The organism is Acinetobacter sp. LipI_15, from assembly GCF_058242865.1.
This window is the reverse complement of record NZ_JBZAYN010000002.1, coordinates 24,602-43,156: the sequence shown is the minus strand read 5'-3', so window position 1 is coordinate 43,156 and position 18,555 is coordinate 24,602. Positions and strand designations below refer to the sequence as shown.

10 protein-coding genes and 4 pseudogenes are annotated in these 18,555 nt (G+C 36.9%); 9 read left to right on the top strand and 5 right to left on the bottom strand.

What is annotated here, in order from left to right; translation table 11 throughout:
• Window positions 1–118: 118 nt before the first annotated feature.
• Window positions 119–1,453, top strand: coding sequence for an ISNCY family transposase (locus AC4CU0_RS15220; protein WP_490743544.1), 1,335 nt, complete (start codon window positions 119–121; stop codon window positions 1,451–1,453).
• 513 nt (window positions 1,454–1,966) lie between these two features.
• On the opposite strand, the gene AC4CU0_RS15215 is transcribed toward AC4CU0_RS15220, so the two are convergent.
• The 5 genes and pseudogenes from AC4CU0_RS15215 to AC4CU0_RS15195 form a co-directional block, all read right to left on the bottom strand.
• Window positions 1,967–3,085 (bottom strand): Fic family protein, encoded by a 1,119-nt coding sequence (locus AC4CU0_RS15215; RefSeq protein WP_111861357.1) that lies wholly within the window; start codon window positions 3,083–3,085, stop codon window positions 1,967–1,969.
• A gap of 188 nt (window positions 3,086–3,273) precedes the next feature.
• The gene (gene nadS / locus AC4CU0_RS15210; protein ID WP_111861356.1) at window positions 3,274–3,546 is read right to left on the bottom strand and encodes a NadS family protein; all 273 of its coding nucleotides are present in this window, start codon (window positions 3,544–3,546) and stop codon (window positions 3,274–3,276) included.
• Window positions 3,539–3,859 carry a type II toxin-antitoxin system RelE/ParE family toxin gene (locus AC4CU0_RS15205; protein ID WP_111861355.1) on the bottom strand — a complete coding sequence of 107 codons (321 nt, stop codon included), beginning with the start codon at window positions 3,857–3,859 and terminating at the stop codon, window positions 3,539–3,541. The genes nadS and AC4CU0_RS15205 overlap by 8 nt, the downstream gene beginning before the upstream one ends.
• Before the next feature lie 191 nt (window positions 3,860–4,050).
• A pseudogene (locus AC4CU0_RS15200) lies at window positions 4,051–5,194 on the bottom strand (IS3 family transposase).
• A gap of 176 nt (window positions 5,195–5,370) precedes the next feature.
• Window positions 5,371–6,549 carry a replication initiation protein gene (locus tag AC4CU0_RS15195; RefSeq protein ID WP_104442428.1) on the bottom strand — a complete coding sequence of 393 codons (1,179 nt, stop codon included), beginning with the start codon at window positions 6,547–6,549 and terminating at the stop codon, window positions 5,371–5,373.
• A 942-nt stretch (window positions 6,550–7,491) separates the two neighbouring features.
• Here AC4CU0_RS15195 and AC4CU0_RS15190 point away from each other — a divergent pair.
• The 8 genes and pseudogenes from AC4CU0_RS15190 to AC4CU0_RS15155 all read left to right on the top strand — a co-directional run bounded on the left by AC4CU0_RS15190 (window position 7,492) and on the right by AC4CU0_RS15155 (window position 18,426).
• Complete coding sequence (locus AC4CU0_RS15190; protein WP_130075507.1) at window positions 7,492–8,268, top strand: ParA family protein; 777 nt, start codon at window positions 7,492–7,494, stop codon at window positions 8,266–8,268.
• Window positions 8,269–8,279: 11 nt separating this feature from the next.
• A complete protein-coding gene (locus AC4CU0_RS15185) occupies window positions 8,280–9,191 on the top strand; it encodes a ParB/RepB/Spo0J family partition protein (RefSeq protein WP_104442427.1) in 912 nt (303 codons plus the stop codon).
• A gap of 233 nt (window positions 9,192–9,424) precedes the next feature.
• Window positions 9,425–9,637, top strand: a pseudogene (locus tag AC4CU0_RS15180) (IS5/IS1182 family transposase); the annotation flags it as partial.
• Window positions 9,638–9,670: 33 nt separating this feature from the next.
• A pseudogene (locus AC4CU0_RS15175) lies at window positions 9,671–11,155 on the top strand (type VI secretion system Vgr family protein); the annotation flags it as partial.
• An 87-nt stretch (window positions 11,156–11,242) separates the two neighbouring features.
• The gene (gene istA, locus AC4CU0_RS15170; protein WP_075315047.1) at window positions 11,243–12,262 is read left to right on the top strand and encodes an IS21-like element ISAba8 family transposase; all 1,020 of its coding nucleotides are present in this window, start codon (window positions 11,243–11,245) and stop codon (window positions 12,260–12,262) included.
• Window positions 12,262–12,537: pseudogene (gene istB, locus AC4CU0_RS15165) on the top strand (IS21-like element ISAba8 family helper ATPase IstB); the annotation flags it as partial. The gene istA and the pseudogene istB, both read left to right, overlap by 1 nt.
• 151 nt (window positions 12,538–12,688) lie before the next feature.
• On the top strand, window positions 12,689–13,360 hold the full coding sequence (locus tag AC4CU0_RS15160) for a hypothetical protein (RefSeq protein WP_180047565.1): 672 nt from the start codon (window positions 12,689–12,691) through the stop codon (window positions 13,358–13,360).
• Window positions 13,357–18,426 carry a tyrosine-type recombinase/integrase gene (locus AC4CU0_RS15155; protein ID WP_490743543.1) on the top strand — a complete coding sequence of 1,690 codons (5,070 nt, stop codon included), beginning with the start codon at window positions 13,357–13,359 and terminating at the stop codon, window positions 18,424–18,426. Before AC4CU0_RS15160 ends, AC4CU0_RS15155 begins: the two co-directional genes overlap by 4 nt.
• Window positions 18,427–18,555: the final 129 nt, after the last annotated feature.

Sequence of the window (18,555 nt, the reverse complement as noted above, 5' to 3'; positions counted from 1 at the left end):
TAGACATTTTAATTGGTGAATAACATTGTTAGAACCCATTTAAAGTGTCTATATTCTCACCAATAAAAATGTCTAGTTTATGATGGTTTTTATCACCATGGACTGGATATAAATATAGATGCTGATCACTATGTCTGACAAAGAAATTCAACGGCTTGCAGTTCTGCAAGACGTTCGAGATCATCGTATTACCCAGGTCCGTGCTGCTGAAATCCTAAATCTTTCCACCCGTCAAATTACCCGGTTATTGCAAAAGCTCAATCAAGATGGTGTCTCAGGTATGGCACATGCCAGTCGTGGTCAACCTGGCCATCGTCGCCATGATGACTTGTTAAAATCAAAGTGCCTTTCCATTATTGCTGAACATTTGCTGGGCTTTGGACCCACCTTGGCGCATGAGAAGCTCAGCAGCATATTTGACCTGAATATCCCGGTAGAAACGCTTCGGCGCTGGATGACGGCCAATGACCTGTGGATTCCGCGATCCAAGCGCCTGAAGCGTCCATATCAGCCACGTTATAACCGGGATTGCTTCGGTGAACTGATCCAAATTGATGACTCATATCATGACTGGTTTGAAGGACGCGCTGCAAAATGCTGCTTGTTGGTTTATATCGATGATGCTACTGGAAAGCTGTTGCATCTGCGCTTTTGTGAGGCTGAAACGACCTTTGACTACATGCTTTCAACCCGAGCCTACATTGAACAATACGGCAAACCTCTAGCCTTTTATAGTGACAAGCATTCGATATTCAGAGTTAATCAAAAATCCAGGCAAGACAGCCAGATTACGCAATTTGGGCGGATTCTGAATAATTTGAACATCGATATTATCTTTGCCAACTCACCCCAAGCCAAAGGTCGTGTGGAACGTGCCAACAGAACCCTTCAGGACCGTCTGATCAAAGAGATGCGCCTGGAAGGCATCGGTTCGATTGCAGAGGCCAATATATGGTTACCCTGCTTTATTGAGCAGTTCAATCAGAAGTTCGCCAAATGTGCGCGAAACTCAAAGAACCTGCATCGGCCATTAACCGAATCTGATCTTGAACTGGATGATATTTTTACCTGGCAGGAACCGCGTAAGGTCACCAAGAATCTGACCCTGACCTATGACAAGTGTATTTATATGCTTGAACCGACAGAGCTGAATCATAAGCTTGTTGGGCAATACATTTCATTTCTGGAGTACCCGGATGGTACTGTGGCAATCATGCATGAAGGACGGAAGATCAACTATAGCGTCTTCAATAAACTGGCTGGACTACAGCAGAATGAAGTGGTTGAGAATAAAAGATTAGGTTCGGTCCTGGCCCATATCCAGCAGCAACATGAGGAATTGGAGAAACAGAATAAACGTTCCCGTCTCAAGAAAAGTATGCCAAGTCGTAAAGCTCAGAAAGCTGTTGTTGAACAAAGAAACTTAAATCCTGTGCTTGACTCTTGTGGTTAAAAACAGGACATTTTAAATGGTTTATCGCATAGACATTTTAATTGGTGAATAACATCTTTTTAAAATATCCTTGTTTTTCAATAACTTAAAAATTATCACTCACCCCAAAAAACAGCAAAAAACCGACTTGGAAACAAGTCGGTTTCTTTTTAAGCAATTTTGATACTTCTTGCCAATAAAATTGATCAATATTTAATCAATTTGTCATTTTTCTCTGCGTTATCAAGACAGCGCTGGCTTAAATTATCCCCAATTTCTGCGGACAACTCTTGGGATAAAAATCCACCAATTTTGTACGCCTGAGCGCACATGTATTTAGGGGTTTTGCGGATATTCACAATCCCTTGTATTCAATATCATGAAGTCATAAGAGAACAGGACGTTCCGCAGAATAAAAATAAATAATCGCACAAGGATCGGCGGTACGACAGGAGTCATGCCAAGCGAACCAATACGAAAAAGCCCGACAGGATGATCTGACCCCCAAAAGTTAGACAGTAAGTTAGGCAATTTCTATAACTGAGTATTGATCTGATAGCGTGTATTACGTCCCCCACCTTCCAATTTGACGATACAACCTTTCTCAAGTAAGTCAGATAAATGACGAGTAGCTGTCGCCTTACTTGTTTTAGCAACTTTTTGATATTGTGACGCGCTAATACCATGTTCAAAGCCATTTTCCCCACCGTCTAATAAACGATTGAGGACTTTGCGCTGTTCTTCACTCAGGGCTAAATTTGAATATTTATGCCAAAACTGGCTTTTAAATAATGTCCGATTGATCTGTACTAAGGTTTTTTCAAGGCTATCATTCAATGTATCTAAAAACCAAACTAGCCAATCGGTGATATCAGAATCATTTTTTTGAGTTTGTTCTAATATCTCATAGTAACTTTTACGTTTATTCAATATCGCAGTAGACATAGCATATAAACGAATGCTCTGTTCATCCATTTGAGCTAAAGAAAGGTCTGTAAGTGTACGTGTAATACGTCCATTACCATCATCAAAAGGATGTAGGGTAACAAACCATAAATGGGTAATACCTGCACGTAACAGAGGATCAAGCAATGAATCATTTAGACTTTGATTAAACCAATCTATGAAGGCATTTAAGCGTTCTTCTAAGCCTTGTCTTGGCGGTGCTTCAAAATGCACTTTAGGATAGTCCAATCGACCTGAAACGACCTGCATAGGCTCTGCCCCCCTAAGTTGACCAATGCGTAAACGGTGCATTGTCCAATCTGGGTCATTGAAAAGCCAACGATGCCACTGCATGAGACGATTAACAGTCAATGGTTGCTTAACATCGTTAAGCGCATCTAGCATGATATTGGCTAAACCTTCTGATCGATCTGAGCTTGGATAAGGCTGTTCAAGTGTGACACCTAAGCGTTGAGCTAGAGATGATCGTAGTGAAAAAACATTGATCGTTTCGTTTTCAATCGCAGATGAAGCAACAAGATTGGCAAGCAGAGTATCTAGGGTGAATTGCTCTTTTGCTAAATCATGCTGACTTTGCCCCAGAATAATCCCTATTTTTTGATGTATCTGTCTGGTTTTAGGTAAGATAACTGAATCTAGCCATGTAAAATTTGTCCAGTTTTCTGCTTGCCAAATCCATTTCTGCATTTTCAATCGCTCATCTAAAATTTCAGATGAGTTGAATATAGCACTTATTCGGCTCATAACAAGAGCCGAATATGATAATTAATCAGCTCATTTTTTATAGGACATTTTAAATAGTTTATCGCATAGACATTTTAATTGGGGAATAACACAAAAAATGGGAGCTAAGCTCCCATTTTTAATGAATATTTTTAAATAAGGCTAGGATGTGCATCTAAGATTCTAATTAATGTTGCCGCTGGTCCTGTCGGATAGCGTCGGCCTTGTTCCCAGTTTTGCAGGGTGCGATGACTGATGTGGAGACGTGCAGCAAATTCGCTTTGACTTAAACCAGTTTTTTCTCGGACTTCCTTAATATCAGGTAATTCAAGTTCGGTTGTTCGACTTGCTTTGATCTCTTTGCGTTTGATTGCTCCAGCTTCTTTAATCGAAGCGACCAAGTCATCAAATAAATTGTTATCCATGAAATTGCTCCTTCACGAGTTGGCGCAGAATGGCGGTTTCTTTATCCGTTAGATCATCTTTTACAGATTTTGGATAAGCCACCAAGAAAAAGATTTGATCATCCTCATTTACCCAATAGTAAATTACTCTGATACCGCCACTTTTACCTTTATTCCCTTGAGCACAACGTACTTTCCGAATGCCACCACCATTCTTGATCAAGTCACCTTTATCAGGTTGAACCAATAGATCTTGTTGAAGTTGACGATATTCCTCATCAGATACAAGGTCTTTGATTTGCTTGGTAAAGATACTAGTTTCAATGAATAACATAGATTCTATGTACGTCAATGGCGTACAAGTATTCTAGCAGTTTCCACATTAAAAAACGAGAGCTGCTGCCCTAATAACCAAATAGAAATGTCCTATATGGACATTTCCAAGTCAAGCACAGGATTCAGATAGAGGTGGTCCCACTTGTTTGAACAACTAAAAGCTTATTTATAAGTGATATTCTGCTCTAGTTAAGCTACCTTATTTTGTTGTGGTAGCTGGTCATAGTAAAACTCATCTGGAGTCATTTTGTCCAGACTCGAATGAGGTCGTTTCAAATTATAAAATTCAAAATATGCACTCAATTGCTTTTTCGCATCGGTGACACTGCTATAAGCTTTGAGATACACCTCTTCATATTTAACGCTTCTCCATAACCGTTCAACCATCACATTATCAATCCATCGACCTTTACCATCCATACTGATTTGAATGCCATTTGATTTCAATACATCAATAAATGCATCACTGGTGAACTGACTGCCCTGGTCTGTATTCAATATTTCAGGTGATCCATATTTTTCAATCGCTTCATTTAAAGCCGAAATACAAAAATCCACCTCCATACTAATCGATACCCTATGCGCAAGTACCTTGCGGCTATGCCAATCAATCACAGCACATAAATAAACAAAGCCTTTTGCCATAGGGATATACGTTATATCCGTAGACCACACTTGATTACTGCGCTGAATAGCCAATCCTTTGAGCAGATATGGATATTTACGGTGAGCTTGATTAGCCTGGCTTAAATTTGGTTTGCAATATAACGCCTGAATACCCATTTTCTTCATTAAAGTACGTGTATGACGTCGTCCTATATGATGCCCTTGACGTTTCAACAAATCACGCATCATACGACTGCCTGCAAAAGGATATTGCATATGTAATTCATCAATACATCGCATCAGTTTCAGATCTGATGAGCTAACAGGTTTTGGGCGATAATAATAACAACCACGAGAGACTTTCAATAACTTAGCTTTTTAGATACTGAAATCTGAAGTGAGTGGTCGATTAACTTTTGTGGTTGAAGCAGTCCAGTTTCTTCAACACACCTTCTAAAAAATCAATTTCTAATGCCTGCTCACCGATTTTTACATGTAACTTTTTAAGATCAATGGGGGGTTCTGATGGAGCTTTTGATTGATCGAAAGCTTGTGAGGAAGCTGAGATCAATTGATTTTTCCAGTCAATAATTTGGTTTTGATGAACATCAAACTCAGAACTCAATTCAGCAAGTGTTTTTTCTGCTTTGATCGCAGCAAGTGCTACCTTAGCCTTAAAGTCGTTTGAATGATTTCTTCTTGGTCTACGTGCCATAAAATACTCCATATATTGATGTTTATAACATCATTTGAGGAGCAGAATATCAATTATAGGAGTTGTTCAAATTTCCGGATCCATCTCTGTTGAAATAAACGTTCAATATAACTGTTTTACTAATTAAAGTTATAAGTGGTTTCTTGAACTAAGAATAGCCGATAAAAGTGTAGCAAGTTGCTACACTCCTAGATAATATCCTTTCCGAAAATTTCATTTAGACGATCCTTGATGTCTTCCACAAATTTACTATCAGTTTTCAATTTATTTTTCATTTTTCTCTTAAAGTCACTTAAGCTCATTCCAACTTCAGCAAAATCCATTTGAAATAATGAATCATTGATAACAACGTTTGCTTGAGAGTCTGTGAGGCAACCTACAGTCTTAAACCACTTTTCAAGCTGTAAATAATTAGCATCATCATTAAAAATATACCATGAACGTACAGTGGTATCGAATTTTGCACCTAGATCTTTTACCTCAGCATTATCTTCAAATGGAACATCTAAGTAGATCTTTAATTTTTCGGCCTTTTTATTTTCAATTACAGGCTTTTCAAAACCACGATGATGTAGTTTAAATTTTACGCCTACAATAGGGCGTCCTTTTTTAATTGTTTCATATTCTAACTGTAGATCGGTGTTTTCATTAATTTCAGCTACAATTTTATCTAATACATAACGTCGAAAATCGACCCAACGGTCATATTTAGTTTCATTTATATCAATTAGAGCTTTGAGATTCTCTAATAATAATGGAACTTCGTAGATTTCTTGAGTCTTAAATTTGAATTCGTTTTTTATGAAATAGGTATAAAGACTCATACTTGCAACTGAATCTAGAGCAAATAAATGTTTTAGTTGGTATGTAGTAAAATTACCACCAGCTAATTGAGTAAAGTAAGGTAATACTTCACTGGTAAATCTGATTTGAAGTGCATTCTTTGAATCATCTTCCCATCTTAACTCACGGATAATAGGGACAACCGAGTGAACTCTTTTAGTCTTTTTCTTTATATCATCTACAGGTTCTTCAATTACAAAGTGCGCCACACGGGATGAAAGTTCTTTGTAAATTCGATCAATGGCTACATTAATTGAATTTCGCTTACTTAATCCCAGTAATTCAGCTAAATCATCTTTATACAGATAAATGTATGTTTGTTCACTAATCTCTTTATCGATATGATTCTTCTCACCGTAATTGGCAACAGCCATCGCATATAAAAGTGCTTTATATTCATTCGCTGACAATTCAATAGGTCGTATCAAACGATTGCTAGTACTTACAACCCCATTGTGACGAATATTACCTATGCAGTACGGGATTGAATCCAGCTCTTCTTTGTTATGGCTTAGTTCTGACATAAAGTGTATTAACTATTTTAAGTGTGCTTAACTTGATTATGCATGTTATATAAAAAAGTGGAAAAAGATTCAACACTTTCACCTAAAAAACCTAAGGTGGAATATTTGTCACCAAATTTAGGTAAAAATCAATTAAAGTGGAAATATATTTTTAAATTCCACCCCAAGATGACAAATACTCCACTTTTAGATGTTTTTGATTCTTTATAGAAATACGGATTGATGAATAAATACCCATAATGGATTTTAAATAATCAATTAACCTATTTCGATATGACAAGTTTTCCACCTTTAAAAACGCAGATCACTGAAAAAAAATATCGAGTTTAGTCATAAGAACAAAATTTCTGCATTCTAGGGTGAGTGCGTGAAATTCTTTCCACTCTTAGATCAATGAATATATCAAAAAATGGTGTAGTAAAAAAAAGCCTTGCAACTTTATCCACAATATTATTTTTGTAAGTGATTTTTTTTCCACTCTTGCACTTAAATTCACTAACTTATCAACATTATAAATAATTGTTTTATATATATTTTAAATGATAATACATATATTTTATAATTAACAGTGAAAAACATTCCACCATAGTGACAAACACTCCACTTTTAAGTGACAAATATTCCACTTTACAGTGACAGATATTCCACTTTTAAGTGATCATCTTTCCACTTATAGAGGACAACTCTTCCACTTTAAGGTGACAAACCCTCCACCTTAAAGTTGATATGCTATTGTTTTTAAATAAAAAATATCAACTTAATTATTAATTAACTTAATTATTAATTACTATTAATTATTAAATAAGCTAGCTATATAAAACTTTAAATTTAAAATTGCTTTAGCGTTATACAAATGACTGTTTTAAATTTAAAAGGTGTGGTAACTTAGCCCAAAGTTATTTATATTAATAGTAATTGTAAATATAGAATGATTTGACAAGTATGTCTGCAAAAATTATTGCTGTTGCGAATCACAAGGGTGGTTGTGGTAAAACAACAACAGTTGTTCATTTAGCCTCTGAGCTAGCAAACTTAGGAAAAAAAGTGCTTGTAATCGATTTAGATCCTCAAGCAAATGCTAGCTTGCATATTGGTTTAAAACATCCAAGTGAAATTGGAGTAACAACCGCTGAGTTATTAGTAGGTGATGTCTCATTACTTACTGACGCTTTAGAAGAAGATACTAATTTTGATAATGTTTCACTAATTTATGGTTCTCTCAATTTAGGAAAAACTGAGGACCAATTAAAAGAAGATGCGCCAAGACCATCAGAAGAACTCACTACAAAATTAGAACTATTAAAAGATCTTTATGATTTTATTTTAATTGACTGCCCTCCAAGTTTAAAACTATTGACGAGTAATGCTTTAGCATCTTCAACACATGTAATTATCCCGATTGAATCTGGCTCACAATATGGTCTATATGGTGTTACAGACTTACTTAATCATTTAGAAAAAATAAAGCGAATCAATCCGGAGTTACAATTATTAGGTGCACTACTTATTAAGCACGATGAGAGACAAAATGTTTGTAAACTCATTCGTGATGAAGCATTTAAGCAAGTGGGCTATATTATGGAAACGACTATTCCACAAAGTACAAAAGTAAATCAAGCCGCAATTATGCAGCAGTCTTTACTTAAGCTAGACAAAAGTGGAAAGGTTCGAAAGGCTTTTGAAAGTTTAGCTAAAGAAGTTTTAGCTAAAGTTAACTGATTGAGAATTTTATGGCAACTGCAAAAGAACTTTTAGCTCAAAAGCTGAAACAAAATACTCAAAAGCATCAATTAGCTCAAAAAGATAATATCAAGGAATTAAAGGAATTTAGACGAAATGTCCCCATTGAAGACATTTCACGGAGTCCTTATCAACCGCGTAGAAAATTTGATGAGCAGGAAATCAAAGAACTGGCTGAATCGATCGATGAAGTTGGTTTGTTGCAACCCATCACTGTTCGTAAACTTGAAAATTTAAAATTTGAACTGATTGCAGGTGAACGTCGATTACGTGCGCATGAAATTCTAAAAAAATCGACCATTGAAGCAATTATTATTGATGCAAATAATGAAGAAGCTTCACTACTTACACTAGCTGAAAATTTAAAACGCCAGGATTTAACAGACTTCGAAATCTATATTGGTCTAGTAGGCTTAGATGAAAATTTAAAGAAAAATAAACAACGTTTAGCGAAGTCTTTAGGCTTAAATCGCGAAGACATGTATAAATATTTATCTTTTGAAAAGTTGCCTAAAGCCATCTTGAATGATTTGGTAAATGAGCCCCAGTTATTAGGTCGAACTGCTGCAACAGCTTTTAAAAAATTTCTTGCAGATCACGACGAAATAAAACAACGTGCTGAAAAAGCCTTGTTAACTGTTTGGACAAAAGTAAAGAATGGCCAACTTGAGCAAACTAAGGCTGTTGCACAAGCTACGAAATATCTAGTTCAAGATAATAATGACTCTCCATCAACATCGCTTGTAAAAAAAATTGAATATGCTGGGAAAGTTGCTGGAAATATTAAATTTAATGATAAGTTATTAAAGGTTTCTTTAAAAATTTCTCATTTTGATGATGCTAGTTTGGAAAAATTAGAAAATCTATTGAAAGAGTTGGTAGAGAAAAATCAAGAAGTGTAGCAACTTGCTACACTTCTTTTCTTTAAAATATGTCTGATAGTATAATCTTGGTGATACCTAGTAATAAAATTAATGTTAATTAAAAACAATTTTTTTATAATATATATTTATAAAAGTTAGATGCTGTTGACATTTGTTGTATAAAAAATAGTGAGAAAGTAAAATTCAATCGACAAACCACATTCCTTCTTGTTATGTATTACAACAATGCTGGCGCATAATCAATGGTCTAAGTCTTTAAATTATTATCAAATGATGCAAATCTAGAATAGGTTTCTATTGATGCATCTCATATGCGAGTGCATCAACATACGACCGGAGTGAAAGACCAAGCTATTTCTAATAACGTTGGTGGAAATAGTTCTAAAATCCATTTAGTTGTGGATGCGGATGGAAATCCTACTGAATTTATTATTAATGATACCAAGACCCATGATTTGAAAGTGCATCTGATTTGTTTGATGTTTTGGATTTAAGTGAAAAGCCCATTACTCGCTTCTAGCTTAACCTTAGATAAAAGCGGATTAAGCAAAAGCTATGATGTTCGTCCCTTCATCATGCAGAGCAATGAAACCGACTACGACTTTATTAAACGACTTTTAGCTTCTGAAGGTGTAACTACACTGATTGATGAAGCACAGCATCAAGTATGGAGTTCATCTGAACAGATCAAACCACAAAAGCTACGCTTAATTGATGATAATGCCCAATTTCAAGCATTAGATCGTCGCAATATTCGTTTTCATCGAAGTAGTGCTACAGAATGACAAGACATTATCACAGCATTCACAGGATTGCGTTCTCTACAACTAACTGCGGTACACCTTCAAAGATGGCAAGCAGATGCTTTAGCACAAGAAGAAGGTGCAGGCTCGGTACTCACAAAACATCAGCATTCAGATAATCAAGATGTAGTAAGTTTAGGCTTAGAACAAGCCTTTCACATCAGTCCTGCATGGATACAAGACCTCAAAGGTGAAGATGGTGCAACTCAGTCTGGCAACAAACAAATTGAAAAACTGAATGAAAATTTAAGCAAATACTTCAATTCGCAAGCCAAGTACTTTAGTGCGACTTCAACAGTACGTGATGCACATGTCGGGTATTGGTTTAAGTTCAAAGAACATCCTAAAATTGATCAACATGAAGGTTCCGATCAAGAGTTTCTAATCACAGCAAAGACCTTTTATAACCAAAATAATTTGCCTAAAGATCTAACTGACCAAGTCACCGCCTTACTCAAAGAAAGCCATTGGCAACAGCCCGAAATTCATACCAACAATCAAGATGAGCGCCAAGCCAATAACCTTATTTTACAACGTCGAAACATTGACATTGTTCCACCTTACAGGCCACTTGAAGATCGCCCTAAGACCCACCCACAACGTGCCAAAGTCGTAGGCGTCGAGGGTGAAGAAATTCATATCGATGAATGGGGACGGATTATAATCCGTTTTCTGTTTACTCGAACAGATGACCATATGCATGACAATGGTTCAGGCGCGAATAATATTGACACTGACTCAGCGTGGGTAGATGTGCTCACCCCTTGGGCAGGAGAAGGTTATGGTTCACGGTTCTTACCGCGTATTGGTGAGATTGTGGTGATTAATTTCTTTGATGGCAATATCGACCGACCATATGTCGTTTGTCGCATTCATGAAGCACATCGTAGTCCAACTAAGTTTGATCAAAAAGGACAACTTCCCGATACCATGAAGCTTTCAGGGATTCGCTCCAAACAAGTCCAAGGCGATGGCTTTGGCCAACTTCGTTTTGACGATACGACTGGACAGATCAGCACACAACTACAAAGTAGTCATGGGGCATCACAGCTCAATCTAGGTAATCTTAGCCATCCGAAAGAGACAGACACGAGTGATGGACGTGGTGAAGGTTTTGAATTGCGAACAGATCAATGGGGAGCACTGAGAGCTAAGCAAGGATTACTCCTTTCTACCTATGTTAGCGGCAGTGTAAAAATGACCCCCTAATGGCATTTAAAAACTGACCCCCTTGGTTAATATAGCGGTCATTTTGGACTGCTCAACATGTTAACTTTGGAGCAAGCAGTGACAATCCAAATACTTCATCAACAAGGTAAATCTATTAAAGCCATTAGTCGTCAACTGGGGGTGTCCAGAAATACCGTACGTAAATATTTACGGCAAAACACCACACCTCAGTATCAGCGTATACAGCCTAGAATAAGTATCCTTGACCCATATAAACCCTATTTACTCCAACGTGTAAATGCAGCTCATCCTGAATGGATTCCTGCTGTCGTGCTCTACCAGGAAATTTTAAGGTTGGGATATCCAGGAAAGATCAGGATATTGAGGGAATATCTTGCAACATTAAAACCAGTTGCCAAACCGGAACCGATCATTCGTTTTGAAACCCAACCTGGCCAACAAATGCAGGTGGATTTCACCACGATTCGACGCAACAACACGACTTTAAAAGCCTTTGTCGCAACATTAGGGTATTCCAGAGCGACTTTCGTGAAATTTTATGATCATGAACGTACCGATGCATGGATCGATGGTCTAGAAAATGCATTTCAGTTCTTTGCAGGAGTACCTCAAGAAATCCTGTTTGATAACGCTAAAACGATCATGATTGAACGGGATGCCTATCAGGAGGGGCAGCATAAATGGAATCCCAAACTGCTCGACTGCGCCAAGAAATACAGCTTTCGTCCTCGCGTATGTAAGCCCTACCGTGCACAGACCAAAGGCAAAGTTGAACGCTTTAATGGATACCTCAAATCAAGCTTTATTGTGCCATTGAAAGCAAGCCTGAAGACTTCGGGTTTACTGTTAGATGTTGATGTCGCCAATGCCCACATTGGCCGGTGGCTGCATGAAACCGCCAATCAGCGGATTCATGCCACCACGCAAGAAAAACCGGCTGTTCGACTGCAACAGGAGCAGCAAAAATTTACGCCATTACCGCAATCAGATACAGGTTCCTGCACTGTACCTGTTGCAGCAGCAGAGCATGTCATGCCCTACGAGAGTTTGCAGCATCCCTTATCGGTATATGACCAGTTGCTGGGAGTTTCATGATGAATCTGCAATACGACCGTATAGAGCAACTTTGCCAAAAGCTCAATCTGCCTGCCATCGCATCACAATGGTCACATCATGCACAACAAACATTAGGTCAAGATGGAAGTTATGCCGACTTTGTTGAAGCGATCTTGACGCATGAATATGCTGCCAGGCAACAGCGCAGTCAGCAGGTACTGATGAAACTCTCAGGCCTGCCTCAAGTCAAAACCCTGGAAGACTATGATTTTAATTATGCCCTAGGGGCCCCTAAATCACAGGTGATTGAACTGATTTAGTATAAAAATAAGGTTAGTAAATAAATCATATAATCCAGATACTTATTTAGTAAATATAAAATTTATTTGATTTTACTTTGTTAATTTAGGGACTATGGTATTCTATTATTTTAACGCTAAAAATAATTTACCTGTGCAGAAAAAAATGATGACACCATTGCTCATTGATGCATTGACAATATCTGAAGGTAGGTTTGAAAAACCATGCCCAGCTTTAGTTTTGAAAATGATGTTACTCAATGGGGAAATAAGCAGTGAGTTTTCAGAAAAAATTAAAAATCAAGCATTACTACTGCTCGCGATATATCGTAAGTTATTGCTTGCTGTCGATAGGGATTTATGTAAGGTAAAAACTCTACAGGACAGTGTGAAAAGAAGACACTGGGGAAAAATGGATAAAGCACAGGACAAGATGGTGGTTGCAGACCAACTTCGGCTAAAGCGTTTAGATCCAGAAGAAATGATTTTATTTTTAAATACACAGGATTATCTAGATAAGCTGCCTATTTCCTTTGTAAAAAAACTGGTAGGTTGGGCACCACCAGTGGTGAGTGGTACTTTTTTAATCGAAAATGTTTTAGCTGGTTATATCGCCCAGAAGCTTTTGCCATTAGAAAGAATTAAAGTGAAAGAGCTGGGCAAGTCTGTGCAACCCTATTTTCACATAGCTGACTTTTTTGTGCTTTTACCTCAACTAGAAGAACTGTATCAAAAATATCAAAAGCAAATTGTTCGTTTGGCGCCAACGGCAGAAGTTGCTTTAGCTTTAACAGACTTTGGGAAAGCATGGATTTATCGTCTTAGGAGTAGGCTATGAATATTTATTTTCAGCAACTGCTAGAATGGATAAACCAGAATACCCCTATAGAAGAACAAAAACTCCTCCGAGCATTATTTTTATTACGTGCACATTATAGCTTAGCCGGTATCGTTGTCATTTGTCAGCGAATTTTCACCTTGATTGGTGATAATGAATTACCAAAATTTCGTGATGAGCTTAAGACTTTAGAGATCATTAGTGCATTAGAGTATTCTGAGGAATATTCACATTTTTTTTCAAAAACAACGGATAAAAATAAACATAACCCCACGCCGTTGCGCCCCTTTACTGGAGACAGTGGAATTTGTGATTTGCTCTTGCTTAAATCAGGAGAAAATCATAATAATGAGAGTTTTGATACTGTAATTATTTGGTTTTTAGAGCAAATTTTTCATTTTCAAGACAGGGTACATGCTCTTGAGCTTTATAGTAGTTATTTAAAGGGTGATGGAAGCATAAAGCTGAAAGACCAAAAAGGATCTCGTGTGTACAATGCCTTTTTAGCGATTAGGCTATTAGGTGATGCTGGTAATACACAGATTTTAGAAGATGTAAAAGCTTCACTGCTTCAAAATTCACCGAAGCAACTGATTCAGTTAATGTCTGTTCATAATAATGATGAACAATTAAATAAAATTTATTATGCATTAAAGCTATTTTTATCACAAATCTGGCGAAATAATCGGCTAAAAAATAACGAAAAACGTCGAGAGTTTTTACACCGTATAGGGATAAAGCACAAAAAATTGATCCTGCAACGATATGGTTCATTAAGTATTGCTATTCAACCTTTAGAAGATGTAGATGAAATTCATCGTGGTCTAGTCTCAGATGTATTTGAGGATGATGAGATTGAAGAAGATGAAACACCATTGGAGCCCTTGTTTAGATTTTTTTTGGCAGAACAATCCGATTTACTTCGAGGGTTTTATGCATCTAAGTCGACTTCTCAACATATTGAAGCTGCAAATGTTGGTTTAGTTTGGACCAAATCGCGATTGTCCTTAAATTCAATTCAAGAAGTATTTAGACTCTGTCAACCATCTCATACAGATACCAGCATGATGTTACGCGCAAAATTAGCTTTGATATTAAGCTTGCTCACCGGACGTCCGGTGGGTGAATTTAAAGCGCCAAGTTTTAGTCAAAATACTGGTCATAATAATATTACTGGTCATAATAATATTACTATTAAGTATGATCATACTTTATCTGCATATGTATTGAGTATTTTAGCTGGGACACCAATACTCAAAAAAAAGCCAAAAAAATCTAAATTTCACGTGCCATGGACCAACGAGTTACATTTGATTTTACCGATTGAACTCAATGATTTGGTGAGTCAAGTCAAAAATCTTGGGATTACAAGACAGCATATTGCAGTTGAACGTGACGCGAGTGAACTGATTAACCGTGTACCTAAAGAGCTAGAAATCAGCCTCAAAAGCATTCGAGATATTCTTCCACGGTTGTTATATGATCATAGCCAAGGTGATTTAGCTGTCGTTAAAGCAGTGACGAATGCATCAGGTCGAAATTATGATAACTTGATTCATTATGCCTCTTTTGAACAGAGGCAACTTGAGCAACTCTGGGCTGCTTGTTTAAGAACGATAAAAATTAATATTCCTGAATATATATACTCTTCCAATAAGCGGGTGGGTAGCCCAATTGGAATAAAGATTATTGAAATACAAAATGAAATTGCACGAATAAAAAATTATATATATCAAGCCAATGAACAGAAAGATTGGCAGATGTTCTTTAAGTACTTAATGTCATATACGGAATTATGGATAAATCTTGCCACAGCTGGTCGAGGGATTAAACAACCCTTTCCAAAGTGGATCAGTCAGCAAGGCTGGGCCTTGATTCAAGATAAGCATCATCAAAATGAATCAACTGATCGTTATGTGCCATTGACTCCAGCATTGATCAAACAAATTCAAAGTTTACGTGGTTTGATGGGAATGTTGGGGGAGCAAATTGAGCTACGTGTTGATTTATCATCTTATGCTGTGCAACTGTATGATCCTCATCAGATTGAAGATTTAATTAGAAATTGGGCACGGAAGTTGGTTCGCTCTGATCGTAATCAGTTACCTGGGAGGTTCAAGGACGCTGGACTTGGGCACTGGATACGGGGTCGTCATCCATGGGATATATTATCCGTATTTCCTGTATCAGCCTTTAAACAACAGTGGCTTGATGTACAAGAAAACTTGCAAAAACAATTAGGTTTCGAGTGTATTGAAGATTTTGATTTTTTAAAAATCAAGAATGTTCCTACATTTGTTTTAACTCAAGAGACTAAAACAGTACAAGTAGAGACAAAGCTTAGAATAGAGTTTTCAGAAAATGATGTAAAAGAATGGCTGAAAAACCCAGACTATAAGTCCTATTATCAGCTGATTTTTGAGGAAAATCCTGAGCCACAAGTAGCTTTAGAGCTTGGCCATCTATTAGCCTCAAATTTAGCTAAAAATAAAAATATTGATTTGCCTCAAGCGATTAAAGCATATTGTGCTTATATTCGCGATGAAGCGAAAATTCCTTTATTCGTTCAGTTACCTCAAAAGGCTCATCGTACATGGCTGACATCTGAAAATAGTTTTAGTACATGGTGTTATATAGAACAAAACTTACTTGATCATATTCAGAAGGATTTAGAACATTTACCTGAACATCAAAATTGTGATGTTGAAATAGGACGTTTGCTGGTTGTACTCTCCATGTATTCACAACTGTGCAGAGTGAGCCATTTACAAGCGATGTTGGAGTTTATTGCTTCTGATCAACATATAGTCGCTATGGGGAATAGTCGGCTCGTTGAACTGACAGTGAATAATGATAGATCTGTGACAAAGATACGCCGTACAGTAATGTTAAGTCCTTATGTCTCGACGTTAATTTTAGTAGACCGACAGTATCTACAGCCCCGATTAGAAGAGATTTTAGCACAGCCAAGAAATCAACAAAGAACGGCTTGGCAAAAGTGTTTTAATACATATTTAAAACAAATAGGGGTTAAGTCAACTCTATCGTTAGCTCAATGGTTGAAAGCTTTACAGCAAAATGTGATGTTAAATAGCACTCCGTTGATTGCAGGTTATATATCAGGCCAAGTCCTGACTGAAGATCTTTCAATAAATGAATTATTACGCTTATTCGAATATGAAAAATTAACCACAAATTTAGATAGCACTGAGCCAGAAAGTGAAATAGAAATAGACGATGAGCAACTACATTTGTCTGATATTTTAGCGATGATTCAGCAACTAAAAGGTGAATCTAGATCAAGCATTTGGCTTAAACAGCTTGCTAGTAATAAAACGAATCGCTACTCAGTCAATTTATTAACATGCTTTGTGCAATGGTTGATTTTACGCTGTGATGCAGAAGAATTAAGTCTACAGAATCGAAATATGATTCATCTACATTTAGCTATCGTCAGTGCAGGTATATTGGGGTTTTCAGAAGATTTAACAAAAGATAGCCAGATTAATGAAGATGTATTTCAAAAATGGATGGAGTTGACGCAAGAGCATTTTCCACACCGCAAGCATCTCGCAGCGTGGAATCGCTTTAGGGATTTTTTAATTCAGTTAAATGATGATCGTATAAGGTTACAAAAGCGTACAGCGCATCAAGCAAGTGCTAAAGTTTTTTCAAAAAATGAAGTGCGGCAGATCGTTCAAATATTACAATCTGTAGAATCTGGGGTGAATGATACTGTTTTACGCCTAGAGATTCAGCGTCATTTTCGTTTATCTGCGGCGATGGGTGTACGCCGTTCAGAGGCGCTTCATTTACGGCCCTTAGATATTGATGAGGATATGCTCAGAATTCGTCCTTATGGTGAGCATCAGTTAAAAACACTTGGATCAGAACGTGTTGTTCCGATGAATTTATTAAGCCAGACGATTAAAAAGGGATTAGATGATATTTATAAGAATAAAAAAGATTCAATATTAATTTCCGATGAGAACAGTGAGCATAGGACTTTTTTTGATCAAATATCTCAAATATTAAAGAAAGTCACTGGAGATGTTGATCTCAGCTTACATCATTTAAGACATACGTTTGCAAGTGCATATACTTTAAAGTGTTTGCAAACAGTGGTGGATTTTAAAGCGCTGACGATAGAACTGCCATGGCTACAAACTTGGATGCCATCGAATGAGCAATTTAATACGCTAGTAGGCAATGAAGGACAGGTTGGGCAAGGGATTAAGGCGATTAGTCGAGTGCTTGGACATTTACATGAATCGACAACATTAAAGCATTATATTCATATCTTATTTCTAGCTACTTATGCCTATAGCATGCAACAACAGCAACCCAATTTACATAGTGCATTTTTTAAGCGAGTCATGAGTCGGAGTAATTTATTCAGGCATTTCCAAGCGATTAACCAACACAATGGTAATCTAAAATATGAGTTGAGAGATACCATCGAAAAATATGTGCTCAAAAAAATAGAAAGTCAGAGGTGGGTAATCTATGCTCAAAAAAGAGGGAATTCGACGGGTAAAGTAATTAAACACGAACTGTTTCAAAAGATTGAAGATATTGAGCGGTATCTTATTTCTGGACAGGGGCAGCCACAATTAGATATTGAGCCCTGGAAGAGAGCTTTAATTACGATGTCAAACATTCCTTCAGGTAAACGTGGTTCAAATATAGGAAGACATCCATTATCGACACAAGGAAAGTTAGCACGTTTGCCTGAATTACTCAGTGCTGTAGATTTTAATTCTGCACAAGAGATTTTAGAGCGATTTGATTATTTAGAACAAAACCAATCAGAAACTTATAATTGGTTAATAAAAAAATGGTTGTATGAAAGTAATGTAACAAAAGTATTGATGCATTTTACGGCAGAGGATGAACCTATGCTTTCAATCCTTACAGAACATCAGTTTTTTCCGATAGTGATGAAACATAATAAATATGATTATTTTAGAATTATGTCTCAACAAGCGTCATTAAGCGCCGTGCGATGGGTACTAGCATGGTTGAGTGTACGATATTTGGTGATTAGAGATCATATCAGAATTTAAGTAAATATGACTTACGCACGCTTTATTACATAAAGTTTTGAAAGACAGCGCTACCCTAATTGAGCTAAATTCAAGTGACAATTTGGGTATAAGTGCAGCCAAATTCTGTGAATTTGTTCAAGACAGCTA

What these genes read in the sequence shown, in the direction of transcription:
- AC4CU0_RS15160 (WP_180047565.1), top strand. Translation starts at nt 12,689, where the DNA reads ATGATGACACCATTGCTCATTGATGCATTGACAATATCTGAAGGTAGG.
- AC4CU0_RS15215 (WP_111861357.1), bottom strand. Translation starts at nt 3,085, where the DNA reads ATGCAGAAATGGATTTGGCAAGCAGAAAACTGGACAAATTTTACATGG.
- AC4CU0_RS15190 (WP_130075507.1), top strand. Translation starts at nt 7,492, where the DNA reads ATGTCTGCAAAAATTATTGCTGTTGCGAATCACAAGGGTGGTTGTGGT.
- AC4CU0_RS15195 (WP_104442428.1), bottom strand. Translation starts at nt 6,549, where the DNA reads ATGTCAGAACTAAGCCATAACAAAGAAGAGCTGGATTCAATCCCGTAC.
- AC4CU0_RS15185 (WP_104442427.1), top strand. Translation starts at nt 8,280, where the DNA reads ATGGCAACTGCAAAAGAACTTTTAGCTCAAAAGCTGAAACAAAATACT.
- AC4CU0_RS15205 (WP_111861355.1), bottom strand. Translation starts at nt 3,859, where the DNA reads ATGTTATTCATTGAAACTAGTATCTTTACCAAGCAAATCAAAGACCTT.
- AC4CU0_RS15155 (WP_490743543.1), top strand. Translation starts at nt 13,357, where the DNA reads ATGAATATTTATTTTCAGCAACTGCTAGAATGGATAAACCAGAATACC.
- nadS (WP_111861356.1), bottom strand. Translation starts at nt 3,546, where the DNA reads ATGGATAACAATTTATTTGATGACTTGGTCGCTTCGATTAAAGAAGCT.
- AC4CU0_RS15220 (WP_490743544.1), top strand. Translation starts at nt 119, where the DNA reads ATGCTGATCACTATGTCTGACAAAGAAATTCAACGGCTTGCAGTTCTG.
- istA (WP_075315047.1), top strand. Translation starts at nt 11,243, where the DNA reads ATGTTAACTTTGGAGCAAGCAGTGACAATCCAAATACTTCATCAACAA.